Source organism: Yoonia sp. BS5-3 (assembly GCF_038069655.2).
Lineage (GTDB): Bacteria > Pseudomonadota > Alphaproteobacteria > Rhodobacterales > Rhodobacteraceae > Yoonia > Yoonia phaeophyticola.
On sequence record NZ_CP150951.2, the window covers coordinates 1,199,646 to 1,219,386 of the forward strand.

Sequence of the window (19,741 nt, forward strand, 5' to 3'; positions counted from 1 at the left end):
TCGCGACCTTAGCGCGGGCTGCGCTTAGCCAAAATCCGTTGCAATGTCCGCCGGTGCATCGACAGACGCCGCGCGGTCTCGGACACGTTTCGATCGCAGAGTTCGTATACGCGCTGGATGTGTTCCCAACGCACGCGGTCAGCGCTCATCGGGTTTTCCGGGGGCGGTGGAAGCGTGTCGGCGCCAGCAAGAAGTGCGTTTGTCACATCAGTTGCATCAGCTGGCTTCGCCAGGTAATCGGTCGCACCGATTTTCACGGCCGCTACGGCTGTCGCGATTGCTCCGTATCCTGTCAAAACCACGATGCGGCTTTCCGGGCGGCGCGCGCGCAGTTTTTCAACAACGTCCAGCCCATTTCCGTCTTCAAGACGCAGATCGACGACCGCATAGGCCGGCGGGCGCGCAGTCGCGATGGCTGTTCCCGCCGCAACAGACCCGGCCGTTTCGACCTCAAACCCGCGTTTCTCCATCGCTTTTGCCAAGCGGCGCAAGAACGCTTCGTCGTCATCGACAAGAAGCAGACTTTTATCGTCACCCAGATCCAAACCGTCGGTATTCATAGCTACGCCCTTTCTGAACTTCTACGGAAGGTAGACCAGCAAGGAAGAAGGTCAATCCTGTGGCAAGTGCGGTAGACCCGCGTTCAAACCGCTGCATTGATCACCCCCTAGCTGCGGCCTATCTTTAGACGGGACACCCCGGGACAACCAGATGCAAGCCACCGAAATCCAGCTATTCCAAGAACAAAAGCGCAGTAACTGGGTCCGTTTGCGCACCCTGATGACCCTGCGTTGGTTTGCGATTATCGGGCAGGCTATCGCCGTCTTCGCGGCGATCAAAGTTTATCATTTACAGATCAATGTTGGCCTTCCGGCCGTCGTCATTGGCGGTTCGGTGGCCGCGAATATCTTTTGCTTTTTTGCCTATCCCGAAAATCGGCGTCTGTCGGAACGCGAAGGCTTTGTTTGGCTGATTTTTGATATCGTTCAGCTAAGCTTTTTGCTGTTTTTGACAGGTGGGCTAAACAACCCGTTTGCGATGCTGATCATGGCGCCAGTGACAATCGCAGCGACGGTGCTTCATCGCAGCAGTACCATCGTTCTGGGTGTGCTCGCGCTGCTGTTGCTCAGCCTGATCAGCCGATATCACATCCCTATCGTAACCGCGGATGGTGCGATCCTGTCCTTGCCTGTCCTGTTTCAATTTGGATTTTGGGTCGCGTTGATGATTAGTGTCGTTTTTCTGGCGATCTACGCACGGCAGGTCACAACCGAAATGCACACCATGGGTGAAGCGCTGGTCGCAACCCAGCTTGCATTGGCGCGGGAACAGAAGTTGACGGATCTGGGCGGCGTTGTCGCAGCGACAGCCCATGAGCTTGGCACGCCGCTCGCTACAATCAAGCTGGTCAGTAGCGAGTTGATGGAAGAGCTCTCTGACCATCCGGACCTGATTGAGGACGCAGAGTTAATCCGCAGCCAAGCAGATCGATGCCGCGATATCCTGCATTCGATGGGCCGAGCGGGGAAAGATGATCTCCACCTCAAGCATGCCCCGATCGAAACTGTCCTGCGTGATGCGGCGGAACCGCATCTGGACCGGGGCAAAGAGGTTATTTTTGATATCACACCCGGCGATGATGGCGAACCTTCACAACCTGCGATTCCCCGTCGACCCGAGATCATTCATGGGCTGCGCAATTTGATTCAGAATGCCGTAGACTTTGCGCGTTCAGAGGTCGCCGTCTCGGCCATATGGTCACCTGAACAGATTACTATTCGTATCGCAGATGATGGGCGCGGGTTCCCCCAATCAGTGATTGGCCGCATTGGTGAACCTTATGTCAAACGCCGCCGCCTATCCGAAGATGGGCCCAGACGGCCCGGTTATGACGGGATGGGTCTGGGTCTGTTCATTGCAAAGACCTTGCTCGAACGATCTGGCGCCACGTTAACTTTTGCCAATGGCGCATCAGGAGGTGCTGTTATCGATGTTGTCTGGCCGCGTGATGTGCTTTCACCCGTCGCATCGGAACAAACACCCGCCCTTGGTGAAAACCAGCCCAACGATCCCTGGACGTAACCTTTTTCAAGCACTTAACGCTGCATTAACCTTCATATTCGATGTTCATCTATGGCGATATGCGAGGATGAACGCGATGTCATTTGGTTTATCAGAACTGATAATTTTAGGTGTGATCGCCACGATCGGCGCTGCCGGGTTATTTACCCTGTTACTGCGCATGGACAATCGCAGAACCAGACCAAATCTACAGCTTGGTAGGGCCGGGGACGGACCAGTTTTTCTATTTCAAGACAAAGATCTGATTGATGCCACCCCGGATGCGTTGGCGATGATTGCGCCCCATGTTCAAAAGATGTCTGAATATGAAGCCACGCTGCATGTCTTAGGTGCCCACTTTATCAACCTGGAGGATGTTCTTGCGGCCCACGACAAAGGTCATGTCCGTGTTGACGGTGAACACCCCAATGCCCTGTCGATGCATATCGAAAGGGAGGGTCCTGTTCTTCGTATAGCTGTGACTGACGAGGTTTCGAATGGACCAACTAAAGTAACAGACATGCTGGAGCATGATGTTCGCCTTGCTGAACTTTCAATGATGCGTGAGCTGACAAAGCATACACCCCAATTGATTTGGCAAGAGAACGGTAATGGCCGTTTGATCTGGGCAAATCAGGCATATCTTAGTTTTTCGGATCGCTTGAGAACAGGCATTGAAACTGTAACGCCGACCTGGCCCAGCAAATCCGTCTTTCCTGATCTGACAGACGCAACAGCGCATGCCGGCTCTACAAGTCGCCGTGTTGCTGTAACACTGCCGGACAAATCTGCCGAGCATTGGTTTGACGTGACAACTGTGGCCCAGCAAAACGGGTTTCTTCATTTCGCCACCGATGCCAACGCTGCCGTACGCGCAGACCGGCAAAGGCACAATTTTGTTCAGACCCTTGGTAAGACATTTGCCGAACTTTCGACCGGTCTTGCGATTTTCGACAAGCGCCGTCAGCTGGCCATGTTTAACCCAGCTTTGCATGAACTGACCCGGCTTCCGATTGAATTTCTCAGCAGCAGACCAAGTATCGACACTGTCCTGGATCGTCTCCGCGAAACACGCATTTTGCCGGAGCCCAAAAACTATGCCAGTTGGCGCGAACAATTCACAGCGCTCGAAGCTGAAGCCAGAGAAGGGACCTATTGTGAGGTTTGGGAATTACCCGATGGACAGACTTATCGCATCACCGGAAGGCCCCATCCCGATGGTGCATTCGCACTTCTGTTTGAAGATATCAGCGCAGAAATATCCTTAACACGTAGGTTTCGTTCAGATATTGAGACCGGCCAAGCCGTTCTGGATACATTGGGCGATGCAATCGCTGTTTTTTCCAGTACTGGTTCGCTGGTTATGTCCAATAAAGCCTATGCTGATCTTTGGGACACCGCAGAACCGAGTTATCACGATCAACGTGCGCTTCAAACGGAGTTGGAAACCTGGCGTGGCCGCTGCACGCCAACGCGAATGTGGTCCGAAATGCGGGATTTCATCTACGGCTCGGGCACACGAAAAACATGGGCTGATGACGCTATTCTTGATGATGGCAGACATATCCGGTGTCATGCCAATCCCATCGCCGGCGGCATGACGATGGTCCGCTTTGACTTCGCACCACCGAAAACACCCGTGATCAGCAAACTGACGATGTCCGACCCTGCGCTCTTAAGTGCAAAACGCTGATTTGGCTTGCAGGTGAGATCAGAGATCATAATGTCTCAGCATGATCACCGCAGGCACGACCATTTCTCTTCCAGATGAAAGCGACACCAGAGAATTCGCCGGAAGGATTGCCGCGATCTTGCAGCCCGGCGATACATTATTGCTGGAGGGGGATATCGGCAGTGGCAAAACCGCGTTTTCGCGCGCGGTTATTCGCGCCCGACTTGGTCAACAGGAAGATGTCCCCTCACCGACTTTTACCCTGGTTCAGACATACCACGCACCTGATGGTGATATCTGGCATTGCGATCTGTATCGCCTGACCGCCCCCGACGAAGTGCTGGAGCTGGGTTTAGACGAGGCTTTTGAAACGTCAATCTGTTTGATCGAATGGCCTGATAGGCTTGGCGATGATATCCCTGATAATGCTCTAAGGCTTGGGTTTACCGCGGATAACAACACACATTCAGTGACGTTGCATATGACTAACAGATGGGCTGACAGGTTGCACAATGTCGCATTCTGACCGTGAAGCCGTGATTGAAAATTTCTTAGCACAGTCAAGGTGGGTAGGCTGGGCGCGCAGACCCATCGTGGCAGATGCATCCGCACGTAGCTATACCCGGCTTGAAAAAGAAGGTGCATCAGTCATCCTAATGGATGCACCACCCAATCAGGTCGACAATACCGAACAGTTCATCGCGGTTGCAAAATACCTATCCGAATGCGGACTTAATCCGCCACGCATCCTGGCCCAAGAACTGGCAGATGGTATTCTTGTGCTTAGTGATCTGGGCCAATTGGACTTTGCCGAATGGCTTCGATCGAAGCCTGATGATGCGGCGGAACTATATAAAGCGGCAATCGACATATTGATTAGGTTGGAAAGCTGCCGTCCCCCCACCGATCTGACCCGACTGACCCCGGAGCTGGGTGCTGACATGATTGCGGTCACCGGGGAGTGTTATGCCCAAGGCCCAATCCGTGACTTGCAAAACGAATTGCTACAGGCCTTGCGCCAATTTGCGTACGATGCCGACACATTCGCATTGCGCGATTTTCATGCTGAAAATCTGATTTGGCGGCCGGATCAAACGGGTACGGCACGCGTCGGGTTACTCGATTTTCAAGACGCTATTGTTGCGCCTTGCGGATATGATCTTGTCTCATTGCTACGCGATGCGCGCCGAGATACCGATCCTGATTTTGTCCAAGACATGCTACAGTATTATTTCGACAAAACTGGGAAAGATCAGGGCTTTCGAACGCAGCTCGCCTGTTTGGGCATACAGCGAAACCTTCGAATCCTTGGCATCTTTGCGCGGCTGGCCACCGTCATGAATAAGCCCCGCTATATCGATCTGATCCCACGCGTTTGGTATAATATTCAGCAAGACTTAGATCACGCTGCATTGGCTAATCTGCGTGATGCAATTAACGACACTCTACCATTCCCTGATCATGATTTCCTGGAAAGCCTACGACAATGAATGCACCCATTTTGTTCTTTGCAGCGGGTTTGGGGACCCGTATGGGTGTGCTTGTCAAAGATAAGCCAAAACCTTTGGTCAAAGTTGCTGGCCGCGCCTTGATTGATCACGCGCTGGATCTTGCTGAAATCCCCCAAGTGGAACGACGCGTTGTGAACATCCACTATCGCGCCAATATGATCACGGAGCATTTGCGCAACCGGGCTGTCGTTTTCTCGGATGAAACGACACAATTGCTTGAAACCGGTGGTGGGTTAAAAAAGGCAATCCCTGCACTAAAAGGGAACCCTGTGCTGACCATGAATACAGATGCCGTTTGGAAAGGGCCGAACCCGATCAAGTTTCTTTTGGAGTCTTGGAAAGATCACATGGAAGCCCTGCTTGTCCTTGTACCAAAGGATCGGGCAGTCGGTCATTCAGGCCGTGGTGATTTTAACATCTTGGACAATGGGCAGCTGGAGCGCGCGCCAGGCCCCGTTTATACAGGCCTGCAGATGATCCGTACCGACTGCTTTGCCAACATAGAAGAGACTGCGTTTTCAATGAACGTTGTTTGGGACCAAATCGCAGCGCGAGGTGGCCTATTTGGCTGCCTTTATGATGGCGGTTGGTGTGACGTTGGCCAACCTGATAGCATCCCACTCGCCGAAGCGATGCTAGATGTTTGAGGAGAGCGATCACCCACGTGTTTTTGCGCTGCCCCCGGGCGCAGACTTTGCAACAGGTCTGGTCGATGGGTTGCTGGACCGTGCCGGTGGGTTGACGCCCGAAATGTGGGCGCGCACAGAAATCTATGTAAATACCACACGTATGCAGCGCCGTATCAGATCGGTATTTGATGCGGGCCCCGCGCGATTGTTGCCTCGGATCCGACTGATCACTGATCTGGCCTCAGACCCGGTATCAATGGGTATTGCCCCTGCGGTTTCACCGCTTCGGCGCAGACTAGAGTTGTCGCAATTCGTGGCTAAACTGTTGGAGCAGGAACCCGATCTGGCGCCACAAACCGCCTTATACGATCTGTCTGATAGTCTGGCAAACCTGATGGATGAGATGCAGGGCGAAGGGGTCAGTCCAGACGCCATCGCCGCGTTGGATGTCACTGATCAGTCCGGGCACTGGGAACGCGCGCTTAAATTCGTCAATATTATTGCACCGTTCTTCGGGGATGATGCAGAGCGGCCAGATCTGGAGGCGCGCCAGCGCCTTGTTATTGAGGCTTTGACTGAAAGGTGGGCAGCCACACCGCCCACCCATCCGATCATCGTTGCGGGCTCAACCGGATCACGCGGTGCAACAGCCCTGTTCATGCAGGCAGTGGCAAAACTGCCCCAAGGTGCGATCATCTTGCCAGGGTTCGACTTTGATTTGCCTGATGCCGCCTGGGCCGCAATGGCCGACACCAAAACATCCGAAGATCACCCACAATATCGCTTCAAGCGCTTAATGGATCGGATCGATTTTGGAAGGCAAGATGTCAGAAACTGGTCGGCCGCAGCCGAACCCCACACAGCGCGTAACGCATTAATATCACTATCACTTCGCCCTGCCCCCGTCACTGATCAGTGGTTACAAGACGGACCGAAGCTGGGTAATCTGGAGGACGCGACCCGAGGCCTAACGCTGATAGAGGCGTCTTCTCCGAGAGCTGAGGCCGAGGCCATCGCCCTGCGTCTGCGGCAAGCGGCCGAGGATGGGATTACCGCAGCATTAATCTCGCCTGATCGGACGTTGACCCGTCAAGTAACCGCGGCACTGGACCGTTGGGATATTGTTCCCGATGACAGCGCTGGCACGCCGCTTGCCCTTTCTCCTCCGGGCCGGTTTTTGCGTCATGTCGGCGAATTGATAGCAAAGCCGTTAACCTCGGTTTTGCTTTTGACTGTACTGAAGCACCCTCTGTGTCATTCGAACCGGGATGATCGCGGCGAACATCTGCGCCACACCCGCGAGTTAGAGCTTTATCTGCGTGATCGCGGCATCCCCTTTCCCAGCGAAGAAATTCTGATGCGCTGGGCCAAAGGGAACGATGCGCGTATCAAGTGGGCCACCTGGCTATGCGTCATCATCCAAGCTGGTGCGGCGAAGGATATCGGGCCGCTTCATCTTCTTTTGGATCAACATATTGCACTGGCCGAACAGCTTAGCGCCGGGCCGGGCGCCGATGGAACCGGAGGTCTATGGCAAGAGGCCGCTGGACGTGAAGCAAAACGAATTTGCGATGAGTTGCGCCAAGCGGCTGACGCGGCGGGCAGTTTATCCCAACACGACTATGCCGCGCTGTTTAACGCCATCATTTCAAGTGGAACGGTCCGCAATCGGGATGCCGGCCACCCGGGTATTCTGATTTGGGGCACCTTAGAAGCGCGTGTTCACGGTGTTGATTTAACCATCCTTGGCGGCATGAATGAGGGCGTTTGGCCGGAAGCGCCACCACCAGACCCTTGGCTGAACAGAACAATGCGTGCGCAGGCCGGATTACTGCTGCCCGAACGTAAAATCGGCCTTTCGGCGCATGATTACCAACAAGCTGTTGCCGGTTCTGACGTCTGGATCACGCGGGCTAAACGATCGGCGGATTCTGAGACGGTTCCGTCGCGCTGGATCAATCGCCTGACAAATTTACTATCGGGATTGGCTGCCCAAGGTGGGCCAGACGCATTGGAAGCGATGCGGTCCCGAGGGGACCATTGGCTGGCCATGTCAGCAGAACTTTCGACCCCATCCACGCGTGAAGAACCAAGCCCGCGCCCAGCACCTTGCCCACCAGTTATTGCCCGACCAAAGCGGTTTTCGGTCACGCAGATCAAAACCCTCATCCGGGATCCTTATGCGATCTATGCCCGGAAAATCCTGCAACTGTCCCCGCTCGAACCTTTGATCCCCAATGCAAATGCGCCCTTACGCGGCACAATCGTTCATGGGATCCTCGAAACGTTCATAAAAGAAAACCATGATCCGCTAGACCATGCGACATTTATGAAAATCGCACGGCAGCAGTTTCAGGAACACTGTCCATGGCCGACAATCCAAGCGCAGTGGGTTGCCAAACTGAATGCTATCGCCCCCAAGTTTTTGGATGCAGAGGCCGAACGCCAGACGCTTGCATCAGATCGTGTGGTCGAGGCGGCGGGTAAAGTTACAATTCCACATCTTGGTATGACCTTAACCTGCAAAGCGGACCGGATCGACAAAACCAATGATGGGTCTGCCATCATATATGACTATAAAACGGGCGCCGTCCCAACCGGGCCTCAGCAGGAAAAGTTCGACAAACAACTGTTGCTGGAAGCGGCTATGCTGGAAAAGGGCGGCTTTGACAAAATACCTGCTACACCCGTTCAGGATGCTGCCTTTATCGGCGTGAATGCAGCGTTAAAAACCGTCAAAGCCCCGTTGAAAAAGCAGCCCGTTGCGCAGGTTTGGGCAGAGTTAGAGACGCTTTTTGAAAATTGGCAAGTGCCCTCGCAGGGTTACACTGCACGGTTGGCACTGTTTTCAAAAAATGACTTTGGCGCCTATGATCATCTGTCTCGATTTGGCGAATGGGATACAAGCGACACACCTTATCCTATGGTTTTGACATGATCCGCGATGCTGCCTCTCAGCGTCAAATCGATGCTGCTGACCCGCAGGTTTCAACTTGGCTGTCTGCCAATGCTGGATCGGGGAAGACCCGCGTTCTGACTGACCGGGTGGCTCGGCTTTTGCTGGACGGTGTGTCCCCGCAAAACATTCTTTGTCTGACCTATACCAAAGCTGCGGCTGCCGAGATGCAGAACCGTCTTTTCAAAAGACTGGGCACTTGGGCCATGATGCCCGCCGCACAACTAACCCATGACCTGCAGTCACTCGGCGTTGATCGTGCCATCGATACAGACCAGTTAAAAGAGGCGCGCACATTGTTTGCCCGGGCGATCGAAACTCCGGGCGGGCTTAAAATTCAGACGATTCATTCATTCTGTGCCAGCATCTTGCGGCGCTTCCCGCTCGAAGCACAGGTCAGCCCACAATTTCGCGAAATGGAAGATCGCGATGCAGAGCGACTACGTGCCGATGTTGTTGATCAAATGCTCTCCGGTGATGATGCGACTGTTGTGCATGAGCTTTTGAGCCATTTCACTGGCGACGATCTATCAAAACTGACCGCGGAAATCGCGTCTCATCGCGACACCTTCAAAGCGGATCATTCGGTCGCTGAAATCAAAACCTCGCTTGGTTTGGCCCCAGATGCCATGCGTTCGGACGCGCTGAAAATAGCATTTACCGGCACTGAAGCTGACATCGTTTCCAACCTGACCGCATGTTTTGCCAATGAGTCCCCCAGCTACAAGAAATTCGCCGCCGCCCTTGCCGCCCTTGATCTGGAGGATCCTGATTGGTCAACCTTGGACACATTGTTCGGTTTGTTTCTTTATGCGGGTACAGCAAACTCTAAATCCGCCAACTTTCCGCAGAGCAACCATACAAAAGCCGTAGAAGCGATGGCGCCCATCGCCGAAGAGGTCCATGATTGGATGGACCGCACTGCGGAAGCCTGCCGCCATCTTTGGACGATGGATGCGGTTGAACGAACCCAAGCATTATACGCGTTTGGCACCAAATTTGTCCCAAACTATGAAGCACGCAAGCTGGCAATGGGTGCCTTGGATTTCGATGATCTGATCCATAAGGCAAATGCCCTTTTGATTGACCCAAATGTCGCCCAATGGGTTTTGTTTCGCCTTGACGGTGGCATCGATCACGTATTGGTCGATGAAGCACAGGATACCAGCCCGACCCAATGGTCTGTGATCAAACAACTGACCCAAGAATTTGCAACCGGCGAAGGCGCCCGTCCAGATCGGCAGCGCACGGTTTTTGTCGTCGGCGATAAGAAACAATCCATCTATTCATTTCAGGGGGCTGATCCGGCGGCTTTTGATGAAATGAAGGACCATTTCCAGGGGGCTCATGCGGCGATTGGCAAACCGTTTGAAGCAACATCGCTTGATCATTCCTTTCGTTCGGCCCAAGCGATATTATCGGTTGTCGATGAGACATTCACCGGTGAATTGGCCGCTGGTATGGATGACCGCCTCAGCCATATTGCCTTTAAGACAGAGATGCCTGGCCGCGTCGATTTGTGGCCGGTTATCGAAAAATCCAAAACCGATGATACCCGTGTTTGGTACAAACCAGTCGATGAACCAAGCGAAACCGACCATACCGTTCTTTTAGCAAATCAGGTTGCCGCGCAAATCAAACGGATGATCAAGGAAGAAACCCTTCCGGTTGAGATCGACAATACCAACACCTATGCCTCTCGCCCGATCACTGAGGGTGATTTTCTAATTCTCGTACAACGACGCTCAGACCTGTTTGCTGAGATTATTCGCGCTTGTAAGGCTGCCAATCTTGAAATTGCCGGAGCTGATCGTTTGCGCATTGGTGCAGAATTGGCTGTCAAAGACCTTACGGCATTGCTGAGTTTTCTTGCCTTGCCAGAGGATGATCTGTCTTTGGCGGCGGCACTGCGATCACCCTTGTTCGGTTGGTCAGAGCAACAGCTGTTCACGCTTGCCCATCACCGGCCAGAGAAAAGCCATCTCTGGGCGGCGCTGCGTCATGCTGATCACCCTCAGACACTTGCCATTCTAAACGATCTGCGCAAACAGGCTGACTTTTTACGCCCCTACGATCTGATTGAACGGGTGCTGATCCGTCATCAAGGCCGACAAAACTTGCTGGCCCGCCTTGGCCCCGAGGCAGAGGACGGCATTGATGCGTTGCTTCACCAAGCATTGAGTTATGAAAGCAATGGCGTTCCCAGTTTGACCGGCTTCCTGACCTGGATCGAAACCGAGGATGTTGAGGTCAAACGCCAGATGGATAGTCAGGGTAACCGCATCAGGGTCATGACGGTTCATGGCGCGAAGGGACTGGAAGCACCCATTGTCATTCTTCCAGATGCTGCAAAGCGCGATGTTAAACTGAATGCCGAGTTCCTGCCTTCGGGTGAACATCTGATTTGGAAAACGCCAACCAAGGCATCAGCACCCGCTGTAATGCAGCTGCGCGATGAGGTGATTGAACGCCAAAATCAAGAACGCGCCCGGTTGCTATATGTGGCCATGACCCGTGCCGAAAAATGGTTGATCGTAGCGGCTGCAGGGGATGTTGGTGACGGCAATGCAAGCTGGTACAATATTGTGCAGAACGGGATGCAGCGACGGGGTCTATTTGATGCGACTGCGGGGGATTTGCCCATTAAACGCGTCGCAGAGCTTGATTGGAATGGTCCAAGTATCGAGATCAAAGCCCCCATAAATCAACCGGAAATCACGGTGCCAGAATTTGGCCCGCTTCCCGCAGTTGAACGGATTGTAACAGTCGCACCCTCTGATCTGCCGGGCAAAAAGGTTCTGCCGGGCGATCTGTCAGGCACCAGCAATGAAGATGCGATGGAACGAGGGACACTGATCCACAAGCTTCTCGAGCATTTGCCGAACGCTGACCGCCAAGATCGAACCAATCTTGGTCGGATGCTTGTGGATGATCCTGATATCATCGCAGAAGCGATCACGCTGATCGATCATCCTGATCTAGCGCATATCTGGACGGATGATGCGCTTTGCGAAGTTGATATCACAGCCGATATCATCGGTTTGGGCCGGATGCATGGCACCATCGACCGGTTAATCGTTCAAGATGACGAAGTACTGGCCATTGATTTCAAATCAAACCGGCTTGTGCCTGATAATCCCGCAAATGTCCCTGTCGGTCTGTTGAACCAGATGGCAGCGTATGATGCGGCGCTTCGGCAGATCTATCCAAATCATCGGATCCAAACCGCAATCCTTTGGACAGCGACCGCGAAATTGATGCTCATTCCGAAAGACCAACTTCACGATGCGCTGATCGCTGTTGCAGCGTCTTGACGATTTCGGTTGAGGTTCCTAGTTTCGGTCTCCGTATTTCTCGCCAAGGAGACACCTGATGGCAACTGTAGCAGTAACAGACGCAACCTTTGACGCCGAAGTGCGTCAGTCCGATATCCCCGTCGTTGTGGATTTCTGGGCAGAATGGTGTGGACCATGCAAACAGATCGGCCCTGCGCTGGAAGAATTGTCCGACGAAATGAACGGCAAGGTCAAAATCGTCAAAGTCAATATTGATGACAACCCAAACTCGCCCGCGCAGTTGGGTGTACGCGGTATCCCAGCACTGTTTGTCTTCAAAGGCGGTGAAGTTGTGTCGAACAAAGCTGGCGCTGCACCCAAAGCTGCAATTCAGGGCTGGATTGAAGATTCGATCTAAGTCAAAGTCGGATGGCAAGAAACGGGCGCCTTCACGGCGCCCTTTTTTATATGGCTTGGCCGTCGGCTGCGCATTTGGCAGGGTTGTTTGATGATGTTTGCCACTCCATATATGCTGCGACCCGCAAGGAGCAGATGATGACCAAAGAAGAATTTCCCGGCTGGCATGGGACGACAATTATTGGCGTCCGAAAGGGCGGACAGGTTGTTATTGCCGGCGACGGTCAGGTCAGTCTTGGCCAAACAGTGATCAAAGGCACCGCGCGCAAAGTCCGGCGCCTTTCACCCGGCGGACAAGACGTAATTGCCGGTTTTGCCGGATCCACCGCAGATGCGTTTACATTGCTCGAGCGGCTAGAGAAAAAGCTAGAAGCAACGCCCGGACAGTTAGCCCGTGCCTCGGTCGAGTTGGCAAAAGACTGGCGGACCGACAAATACCTACAAAAACTAGAGGCAATGTTGATTGTCAGCGACGGTGCGGATTTGTTTGTGATCACCGGTGCCGGTGATGTGCTTGAGCCTGAACATGATATTGCCGCTATCGGGTCGGGCGGCAATTATGCACTTGCGGCCGGCCGCGCGATGATGACGACCGGGCTAAACGCCGAAGAGGTCGCCCGTCAGGCCATGGCAATCGCCGCTGATATTTGTGTTTACACCAACGGCAATCTGACCGTTGAATCGATTTCCGCATGATTGAGAAAGACGATCTTCGGGCGGCTGTGGGTAGCGGCCTTTTGACGGAAAAGCAGGCGGCAGATTTAATCAGCCTGTCAGACAGTCGCCGCGGCGCGCGTGAAAACCTTTCCCCTGGGGATGAACCATTTGAGCTGTTCAAAGGGTTCAATGAAATCTTTATCGTTGTCGGACTAACCATTTTGGCTTTCGGCTGGTTCGGTGTCGTTGGATTGGCGCTGGGCGATCGGATCGTTGACCTTAAGCAATACGCCGCTGTCGTCGCGTTGACCGGTGCTGGTGTACTTTGGCTTTTGTCCGAGTATTTCGTGCGCAAGCGCCGAATGATTGCGCCCGCTATAGCGCTTTCGATCATGTTTGCGGGCAATGCTGCATTTGGTTTTCTGACCCAAATGACGCACCTTTTCATGATACCACAGAGTGACTTTAGCAGCGTTCCACTTCCGCTTTTATTGGCGACCCTTTCGTTGCTGATCTATTGGTGGCGCTTCCGTGTGCCTTTTGCGATGGCCATGATCGCTGTTGGGCTTTTTTCCGTTGCGATTGTATTCGCTGCCAGCCGGGGCGGCCAAGTCGAAGAGATCGGTGATCTTTTCCTGCTTTCCGCAGGCGGTCCTTTCGCATGGATCACGCTTGTCCTTGGTACATTGGTTTTTGCCGTCGCGATGTTCTTTGATATGAGCGATCCGCACCGGGTCACACGGCGTTCGGCCAATGGTTTTTGGCTGCATGTCGTTGCTGCACCAGCTTTGGTGAACACGATTGCGCTGTCGTTGTTAGATAGCGACCGCGATGGGATCTTGCTGGGCGTACTTATGTTATTCGCCATTGTTGCCATCATCATTGATCGGCGATCCTTCTTGATGGCCGCTATTGGCTATATCGTCGCCATCGCTATTACCTTGCTGGATGGCGACGGGGCAGCGATGACCGTGCTGATCCTTGGCGTTGTACTTCTTTTGCTAGGCGCCTTCTGGGAGCGGATCCGCGCTTGGATCTTGCGTCTGCTGCCCGGCTTTATCCCGCTTCACCGCTTGCCACCTTCTCAAGTCTGAGGACATCTATGACCGACCTGACACCCCGCGAAATCGTTTCTGAACTAGATCGGTTCATCATTGGCCAAAAAGACGCCAAGCGCGCCGTTGCCGTTGCCCTGCGCAACAGATGGCGACGCAAGCAGCTTGGCGATGATTTACGGGATGAGGTATACCCCAAGAACATCTTGATGATCGGCCCTACCGGTGTTGGTAAAACAGAGATTTCACGCAGACTGGCAAAATTAGCCCGCGCACCCTTCATCAAGGTGGAAGCCACGAAATTTACCGAAGTTGGGTATGTCGGCCGCGATGTCGAACAAATCGTGCGCGACCTTGTCGATACCGCCATTCTTGATACGCGCGAACATATGCGTGAAGATGTACGCGCCAAAGCGCATGCTGCCGCAGAAGATCGCGTCATTAACGCTGTTGCTGGCAGCGACGCACGGGATACCACACGTGAGATGTTCCGTAAAAAGCTGAAAACCGGTGAACTAGACGATACCGTGATCGAACTTGAGCTTGCCGATACATCCAACCCACTGGGCGGCTTCGAAATACCCGGTCAACCTGGCGGTATGACCGGCGGCATGATGAACCTGGGCGATCTTTTTGGGAAAGCCATGGGCGGGCGCACCGTCAAAAAGAAGATGACCGTCGCCGAAAGCTACGAGGCACTTATCGCTGACGAAGCGGATAAACTGCTCGATGATGAGATCGTCACGAAAGCAGCACTTGAGGCCGTGGAACAGAATGGCATCGTATTCCTTGATGAGATTGATAAGGTTTGTGCGCGCGCAGATGCGCGCGGCGCGGATGTGTCCCGCGAGGGCGTTCAACGCGATCTTTTACCACTGATTGAGGGAACAACCGTTTCGACCAAACACGGTCCAATCAAGACCGACCATATTTTGTTCATCGCCTCAGGCGCGTTTCACGTTGCAAAACCATCCGATCTGCTGCCCGAGTTGCAAGGGCGCCTGCCAATCCGGGTTGAGCTGCGCGCACTGACCGAAGATGATTTTGTGCGCATCCTGACAGAGACGGATAATGCGCTTACCTTGCAATACTCAGCCCTGATGAAGACCGAAGAGGTGACCGTCAGTTTTGCTGACGATGGCATCAAAGCACTGGCAAAAATCGCCGCTGAGGTAAACGAGTCCGTCGAGAATATTGGCGCGCGTCGCCTTTACACCGTGATTGAACGTGTCTTTGAGGATTTGTCGTTCAACGCCCCCGATCGGTCCGGTGAGGACATCACAATTGATGCCGCTTTCGTTGAGACGCATCTGGGCGAACTGGCCCGATCTACAGATGTAAGCCGATACGTTCTCTAGCCATCAAATTAGCCCTTTCGCACGACGCCCTTCGCCGTCATCAAAGGGCGTATGACAACCCAACCCGGATACCTGCGTTTTATTCGTGAAAACCTGCCATTTCTGGGAACAGGTGTGCTGTTGTCGTTCCTGTCCAGTTTTGGGCAGACGTTTTTCATCGCCATTTTCGGCGGCGAAGTACGTGAAGCATATGGTCTGTCCAACGGTGATTGGGGCATGATCTATATGATCGGTACCGGCGCGTCCGCGCTTGTGATGGTCTTTGCCGGAGGGCTGGCCGACCGGTTTCGGGTTCGTACATTGGGTATCGCGGTAATCTTGTTATTGGCGGGCGCCTGCCTGTTGATGGCATTCAATGCAACAGCAGCCCTTTTGCCCTTTGTCATCTTTGCGCTTCGATTCACAGGGCAAGGCATGACAAGCCATGTCGCAACTGTCGCGATGGCCCGGTGGTTCGTGGCAACCCGCGGGCGTGCGCTTGCGGTCGCAGCTTTTGGTTTCATGTTTGCAGAAGCAACACTGCCATTGACGATGGTTTGGCTGAAATCCTTTATCGACTGGCGAACACTTTGGATGTGTTTTGCTGGTTTCTGCGTTCTTGCCTGTATTCTGCTACATCGCCTGCTTCGCTTGGAACGCACACCCCAAGCCATGTCGGACAACAGTCAATCAACCGGTATGGAAGGCAAACACTGGACCCGTAGCGACGCCCTGCGCCATCCACTTTTCTGGGCGATGATCCCAGCCGTGATGTCTTTCTCTGGGTTTGCGACAGCCTTTTGGTTTCACCAGGCGCATTTTGCCGAAATCAAGGGATGGTCTCATCTGGCGCTTGTGTCCGTATTTCCCCTTGGGACGACCGCTTTGGCATTGTCGACAATCGGATATGGTTGGGCCATTGACCGGTTCGGCGCCATTCGCCTTTTGCGTATTTATCTGCTGCCGCTGGTAATCGCATTTGTTTTGCACTGGTATGCCCCATCGCTGGTCTGGACCGGTTTGGCTGTTATCTTGATGGGCATCGCGGGCGGCGGACAAGCTACTTTGCTAAACGCCTGTTGGGCAGAATTCTACGGAACGCAACATTTGGGCGCGATCAAATCGGCGGCAGCAGCATTAATGGTGCTTGGGTCGGCGATTGGACCGGGGCTAAGCGGTTGGTTAATCGACATCGGTGTCGGATTTGAAACCCAGCAACTTGGCTATGCCGCCGTTTTTGCATTTGCCGCATTGCTACTGATTAAACCAACCCAAATGGCGGCCAGAGCTTTAGCGGTTCCGACGTAGATACACGTAGTAGGCCCCATCGCCGCCATGCTTTTGATGGGCAGGCGTAACTTGCAAAATCGTCGGGGCCAAAGGCGCCAAGGCAAGCCATCTTGGAACTTGGTGTCGCAAGACACCATATCGGGTTGGAATAGGACCACCATCATCACGATCCTTGCCCTTACCTGTAATCACCAGGACGAGCCGTCGACCCGCAGCCTGCGACTGTAAAATAAACCCGACAAGTTCGGGATGTGCTTCCGCCAATGTCATGCCATGAAGATCGATCCGCGCCTCAGGCGACAGTTTCCCCCGTTTCATCCGCCCAAATGACTTGTGGTCCATATTGATCGGCGTGCGACCGAGGCGGTCTGCAATTTCGGGTAGGATATCATGCGCCCGGTGTACCGAAGCCTTTTCACCGACCACAAAGCGGGGTGCTGGTTCTTTGGTGAGTGGTTTCGTTTGCGCAGGTGTTTTCGGCTTTTCTGGTAAGGATGGCTTAGGGTCGATTGGAGTCGTCCGTTCTGCGACACGGTCCCAAAGCGCGCGTTCTTCCGCCGATAAGTGTCGTGGCCTTCGCATTACCGATGGGTCGCAATAAGACGATGCGCAATTGTTGTTGGCATCAGTACAATCATCCGGCCGGCGTCCTTGATGGTACCAGCCTCGCGGCCTGCCGCATCGCCGGTGCCGATAAAGATATCAGCGCGTTGCGCCCCTTTGATCGCTGATCCCGTGTCTTGTGCGATCATCAAGCGGTTCATCGGTACGGCGCCTTCCTTTTCGATCCAGACCGGAGCGCCCAATGTGACAAACGCCGGATCAACCGCAATGGATCGGCCCGGTGTGATAGAGCGGTTCATGGCACCCAATGGACCGCGCTCTGCTGGCACTTCACTTACTTCACGAAAGAAGACATAGCTTTCATTTTCCCACAAAAGTGCCCGGCCCTCATCCCGATTCTCGCGAACCCAGTTCCTGATCACCGCCGCCGAAACCTGATGTGGTTCAAAAACACCACGATCGACCAGTGCCATACCAACAGACGAATAATTCCGACCATTCTTGCCACCATAGCCGACCCGCATGACCGACCCATCCGGCAATTTGATCCGACCAGATCCCTGGACTTGCAGAAAAAACAGATCAACCGGGTCGGTCAACCAAGCCAATTCTAAGTCGCGACCAGCAAGGGGGCGATCTTCATCAATCTGACGGCGGGTGAAATACGGCTCGCCCGGTGTCAGATCGTCTGGAACTGCATATATGGGGTATTGATAATCATTGCCACGTCGACGTGATCCCGGCAATTCGGGTTCAAAGTATCCGGTGAAGACCATTGGTGTCCCATCTTCGATGAGGATAGGAACAAAGAATTTTTCAAAAAAGTCGCGTGGGTTTGGATCAGTTGCTAGAAAATCGCAAAGCACTTCCCATTCGATACCGGGTATATCGCGGCACGTATTTTGGAAGACAACCAATGCAGATTGATGGTCATCACCCGCCCAACCGTTCAGATCATCAAAGCTAAGCTGTTGATAGGTAGGTTCGGCCATCACACTGCCCGTCAAAGTCAACGACATGCAAAGGCCGCCAAACCAGGAACGTATCATTCGCCAGTGGCAACAAGCCGCCAGTTTGGATCGCCAGAGTCCATGGACCGCGAGAATGTCCAAGTATCTTTCTGACGTTTGATTTCCTTTTCGCTTCCTTCAACGATATCACCAGCATTGTCGCGTACCACAGACGTCATCTCGCTTTTGAAGCGAACAGAGATGTCCCCTTCTTTAGTCGCTTCGTCAAATTCAGCATGGGCCAGTGTCATATCGCTCACGCCGATAAAATTCGCCTCAACCGTCAGACCCTTGCGTTCGCGATCTTCGACAACACCGGCAAAAGCTTCGTAAACATCATCCGATATAAACGGCTTGATCGATTCCAGATCGCTGTTTTCAAACGCCATCAGGATCATTTCATAAGCGCCGCGTGCACCGCCCAGGAATTCACCAACATTAAAGCTGGGATCAGTCCGCTTCATAGCGGCAAGCGCCGTCGCCGCCGCTGATCCTTCGCTTACGTGATCTGTGATATCCAAATCTGGCCCACCATCGATAACATCGAATTCAGGCGTACGACGACGATCTGGATCAGGACGGGTAACAGCAGGTTTTTCAAAACCTTCGCGTGTTCCCAAGACGCCGCGAAGCCGTATGATCAAAAAAACAGCGATGCCGGCAAGCACCAGAAGCTGGATTAGCGGAGAGTTCATTAGGACCTCGTTCAAGGAAGGCATGGAAACATGCCCAATCCATACTTATGTAGGTCAGGGGCAGGCCCAAGTCCACCTTGCCTCAAAACAACTTACGAAAGGTTCAAGATCATGTGGCTACTCGTCGCATTTATTGTAATCCCAATGATCGAAGTTGCCCTGTTTATCCAGGTCGGCGGCTTTATCGGTGTTTGGTGGACATTGCTGATTATTCTCGCCACAGCGATTGTCGGTTCGTACCTGGTACGCAGCCAGGGGCTGCGCGAGCTGGGCAAGCTGCAACAATCCTTGTCTAATCTAAAAGATCCATCTGAACCGCTTGCAAATGGTGCCATGATTTTATTTGCCGGCGCGCTTTTGTTGACGCCAGGTTTCTTTACCGATGCAGTCGGGCTGTCACTGCTGGTTCCTGGTGTGCGTCGGACCGCATATCTTTGGGCAAGAGAACGCGTCAAAATCAAAACCTTTCAAATGGGCGGTGGCGCACAATCGCAGCAACAGGCAGATCAACCGTCCGACACAGTTATCGATGGAGAGTTTGAGGACCTTACTGCGAACAAAAAACCAACACATGGCCCGTCGGGCTGGACCCGGCATTGAGCCTTTGCAAAC

At 53.5% G+C, this 19,741-nt stretch carries 17 protein-coding genes; 13 read left to right on the forward strand and 4 right to left on the reverse strand.

The window, feature by feature from the left end; all coding sequences use genetic code 11:
* Positions 1–8: 8 nt before the first annotated feature.
* Entirely contained in the window at positions 9–560 is a 552-nt protein-coding gene (locus AABB29_RS06150; protein WP_373636829.1) for an ActR/PrrA/RegA family redox response regulator transcription factor, read from the reverse strand.
* Positions 561–711: 151 nt separating this feature from the next.
* Here AABB29_RS06150 and regB point away from each other — a divergent pair, with 151 nt between their 5' ends.
* The 12 genes from regB (at position 712) to AABB29_RS06210 (ending at position 16,878) form a co-directional block, all read left to right on the forward strand.
* Complete coding sequence (gene regB, locus AABB29_RS06155; RefSeq protein ID WP_341367770.1) at positions 712–2,082, forward strand: sensor histidine kinase RegB; 1,371 nt, start codon at positions 712–714, stop codon at positions 2,080–2,082.
* Positions 2,083–2,158: 76 nt separating this feature from the next.
* Positions 2,159–3,754 carry a PAS-domain containing protein gene (locus AABB29_RS06160; RefSeq protein WP_341367769.1) on the forward strand — a complete coding sequence of 532 codons (1,596 nt, stop codon included), beginning with the start codon at positions 2,159–2,161 and terminating at the stop codon, positions 3,752–3,754.
* Between the two features lie 40 nt (positions 3,755–3,794).
* Positions 3,795–4,259, forward strand: coding sequence for a tRNA (adenosine(37)-N6)-threonylcarbamoyltransferase complex ATPase subunit type 1 TsaE (gene tsaE, locus AABB29_RS06165; protein ID WP_341367768.1), 465 nt, complete (start codon positions 3,795–3,797; stop codon positions 4,257–4,259).
* Complete coding sequence (locus AABB29_RS06170; RefSeq protein ID WP_341367767.1) at positions 4,246–5,223, forward strand: phosphotransferase; 978 nt, start codon at positions 4,246–4,248, stop codon at positions 5,221–5,223. The genes tsaE and AABB29_RS06170 overlap by 14 nt, the downstream gene beginning before the upstream one ends.
* On the forward strand, positions 5,220–5,891 hold the full coding sequence (locus AABB29_RS06175) for a nucleotidyltransferase family protein (RefSeq protein WP_341367766.1): 672 nt from the start codon (positions 5,220–5,222) through the stop codon (positions 5,889–5,891). Before AABB29_RS06170 ends, AABB29_RS06175 begins: the two co-directional genes overlap by 4 nt.
* Positions 5,884–8,811, forward strand: coding sequence for a double-strand break repair protein AddB (gene addB / locus AABB29_RS06180; protein WP_341367765.1), 2,928 nt, complete (start codon positions 5,884–5,886; stop codon positions 8,809–8,811). Before AABB29_RS06175 ends, addB begins: the two co-directional genes overlap by 8 nt.
* The gene (gene addA / locus AABB29_RS06185) at positions 8,808–12,143 is read left to right on the forward strand and encodes a double-strand break repair helicase AddA (RefSeq protein ID WP_341367764.1); all 3,336 of its coding nucleotides are present in this window, start codon (positions 8,808–8,810) and stop codon (positions 12,141–12,143) included. Before addB ends, addA begins: the two co-directional genes overlap by 4 nt.
* A 58-nt stretch (positions 12,144–12,201) precedes the next feature.
* Positions 12,202–12,522, forward strand: a complete 321-nt coding sequence (gene trxA, locus AABB29_RS06190; protein ID WP_341367763.1) for a thioredoxin — start codon at positions 12,202–12,204, stop codon at positions 12,520–12,522.
* A 137-nt stretch (positions 12,523–12,659) separates the two neighbouring features.
* Positions 12,660–13,217, forward strand: coding sequence for an ATP-dependent protease subunit HslV (gene hslV / locus AABB29_RS06195; protein ID WP_341368997.1), 558 nt, complete (start codon positions 12,660–12,662; stop codon positions 13,215–13,217).
* Positions 13,214–14,272, forward strand: coding sequence for a hypothetical protein (locus AABB29_RS06200; RefSeq protein WP_341367762.1), 1,059 nt, complete (start codon positions 13,214–13,216; stop codon positions 14,270–14,272). Before hslV ends, AABB29_RS06200 begins: the two co-directional genes overlap by 4 nt.
* 8 nt (positions 14,273–14,280) lie before the next feature.
* Positions 14,281–15,591, forward strand: a complete 1,311-nt coding sequence (hslU, locus tag AABB29_RS06205) for an ATP-dependent protease ATPase subunit HslU (RefSeq protein ID WP_341367761.1) — start codon at positions 14,281–14,283, stop codon at positions 15,589–15,591.
* A gap of 51 nt (positions 15,592–15,642) precedes the next feature.
* Positions 15,643–16,878, forward strand: coding sequence for an MFS transporter (locus AABB29_RS06210; protein WP_341367760.1), 1,236 nt, complete (start codon positions 15,643–15,645; stop codon positions 16,876–16,878).
* On the opposite strand, the gene AABB29_RS06215 is transcribed toward AABB29_RS06210, so the two are convergent.
* The 3 genes from AABB29_RS06215 to AABB29_RS06225 are packed head-to-tail and all read right to left on the reverse strand — an operon-like array spanning position 16,861 to position 19,129.
* Positions 16,861–17,442, reverse strand: a complete 582-nt coding sequence (locus tag AABB29_RS06215) for a Smr/MutS family protein (protein ID WP_341367759.1) — start codon at positions 17,440–17,442, stop codon at positions 16,861–16,863. The two genes, AABB29_RS06210 and AABB29_RS06215, sit on opposite strands and share 18 nt — an antisense overlap.
* Positions 17,442–18,443, reverse strand: coding sequence for an MltA domain-containing protein (locus AABB29_RS06220; RefSeq protein ID WP_341367758.1), 1,002 nt, complete (start codon positions 18,441–18,443; stop codon positions 17,442–17,444). The genes AABB29_RS06215 and AABB29_RS06220 overlap by 1 nt, the downstream gene beginning before the upstream one ends.
* 26 nt (positions 18,444–18,469) lie before the next feature.
* Positions 18,470–19,129: a Tim44/TimA family putative adaptor protein gene (locus AABB29_RS06225; RefSeq protein WP_341367757.1), complete on the reverse strand. Its 660-nt coding sequence runs from the start codon at positions 19,127–19,129 to the stop codon at positions 18,470–18,472.
* A 111-nt stretch (positions 19,130–19,240) separates the two neighbouring features.
* Here AABB29_RS06225 and AABB29_RS06230 point away from each other — a divergent pair, with 111 nt between their 5' ends.
* Positions 19,241–19,729: an FxsA family protein gene (locus AABB29_RS06230; RefSeq protein ID WP_341367756.1), complete on the forward strand. Its 489-nt coding sequence runs from the start codon at positions 19,241–19,243 to the stop codon at positions 19,727–19,729.
* Positions 19,730–19,741 lie beyond the last annotated feature (12 nt).

Excerpts from the sequence above, each read along its gene's own strand:
- AABB29_RS06230 (WP_341367756.1), top strand. The coding sequence starts at position 19,241 with ATGTGGCTACTCGTCGCATTTATTGTAATCCCAATGATCGAAGTTGCC.
- regB (WP_341367770.1), top strand. The coding sequence starts at position 712 with ATGCAAGCCACCGAAATCCAGCTATTCCAAGAACAAAAGCGCAGTAAC.
- AABB29_RS06200 (WP_341367762.1), top strand. The coding sequence starts at position 13,214 with ATGATTGAGAAAGACGATCTTCGGGCGGCTGTGGGTAGCGGCCTTTTG.
- AABB29_RS06210 (WP_341367760.1), top strand. The coding sequence starts at position 15,643 with ATGACAACCCAACCCGGATACCTGCGTTTTATTCGTGAAAACCTGCCA.
- hslU (WP_341367761.1), top strand. The coding sequence starts at position 14,281 with ATGACCGACCTGACACCCCGCGAAATCGTTTCTGAACTAGATCGGTTC.
- AABB29_RS06220 (WP_341367758.1), bottom strand. The coding sequence starts at position 18,443 with ATGTCGTTGACTTTGACGGGCAGTGTGATGGCCGAACCTACCTATCAA.
- hslV (WP_341368997.1), top strand. The coding sequence starts at position 12,660 with ATGACCAAAGAAGAATTTCCCGGCTGGCATGGGACGACAATTATTGGC.
- AABB29_RS06215 (WP_341367759.1), bottom strand. The coding sequence starts at position 17,442 with ATGCGAAGGCCACGACACTTATCGGCGGAAGAACGCGCGCTTTGGGAC.
- AABB29_RS06175 (WP_341367766.1), top strand. The coding sequence starts at position 5,220 with ATGAATGCACCCATTTTGTTCTTTGCAGCGGGTTTGGGGACCCGTATG.
- AABB29_RS06170 (WP_341367767.1), top strand. The coding sequence starts at position 4,246 with ATGTCGCATTCTGACCGTGAAGCCGTGATTGAAAATTTCTTAGCACAG.
- AABB29_RS06150 (WP_373636829.1), bottom strand. The coding sequence starts at position 560 with ATGAATACCGACGGTTTGGATCTGGGTGACGATAAAAGTCTGCTTCTT.
- addA (WP_341367764.1), top strand. The coding sequence starts at position 8,808 with ATGATCCGCGATGCTGCCTCTCAGCGTCAAATCGATGCTGCTGACCCG.
- AABB29_RS06160 (WP_341367769.1), top strand. The coding sequence starts at position 2,159 with ATGTCATTTGGTTTATCAGAACTGATAATTTTAGGTGTGATCGCCACG.
- tsaE (WP_341367768.1), top strand. The coding sequence starts at position 3,795 with ATGATCACCGCAGGCACGACCATTTCTCTTCCAGATGAAAGCGACACC.
- AABB29_RS06225 (WP_341367757.1), bottom strand. The coding sequence starts at position 19,129 with ATGAACTCTCCGCTAATCCAGCTTCTGGTGCTTGCCGGCATCGCTGTT.
- addB (WP_341367765.1), top strand. The coding sequence starts at position 5,884 with ATGTTTGAGGAGAGCGATCACCCACGTGTTTTTGCGCTGCCCCCGGGC.
- trxA (WP_341367763.1), top strand. The coding sequence starts at position 12,202 with ATGGCAACTGTAGCAGTAACAGACGCAACCTTTGACGCCGAAGTGCGT.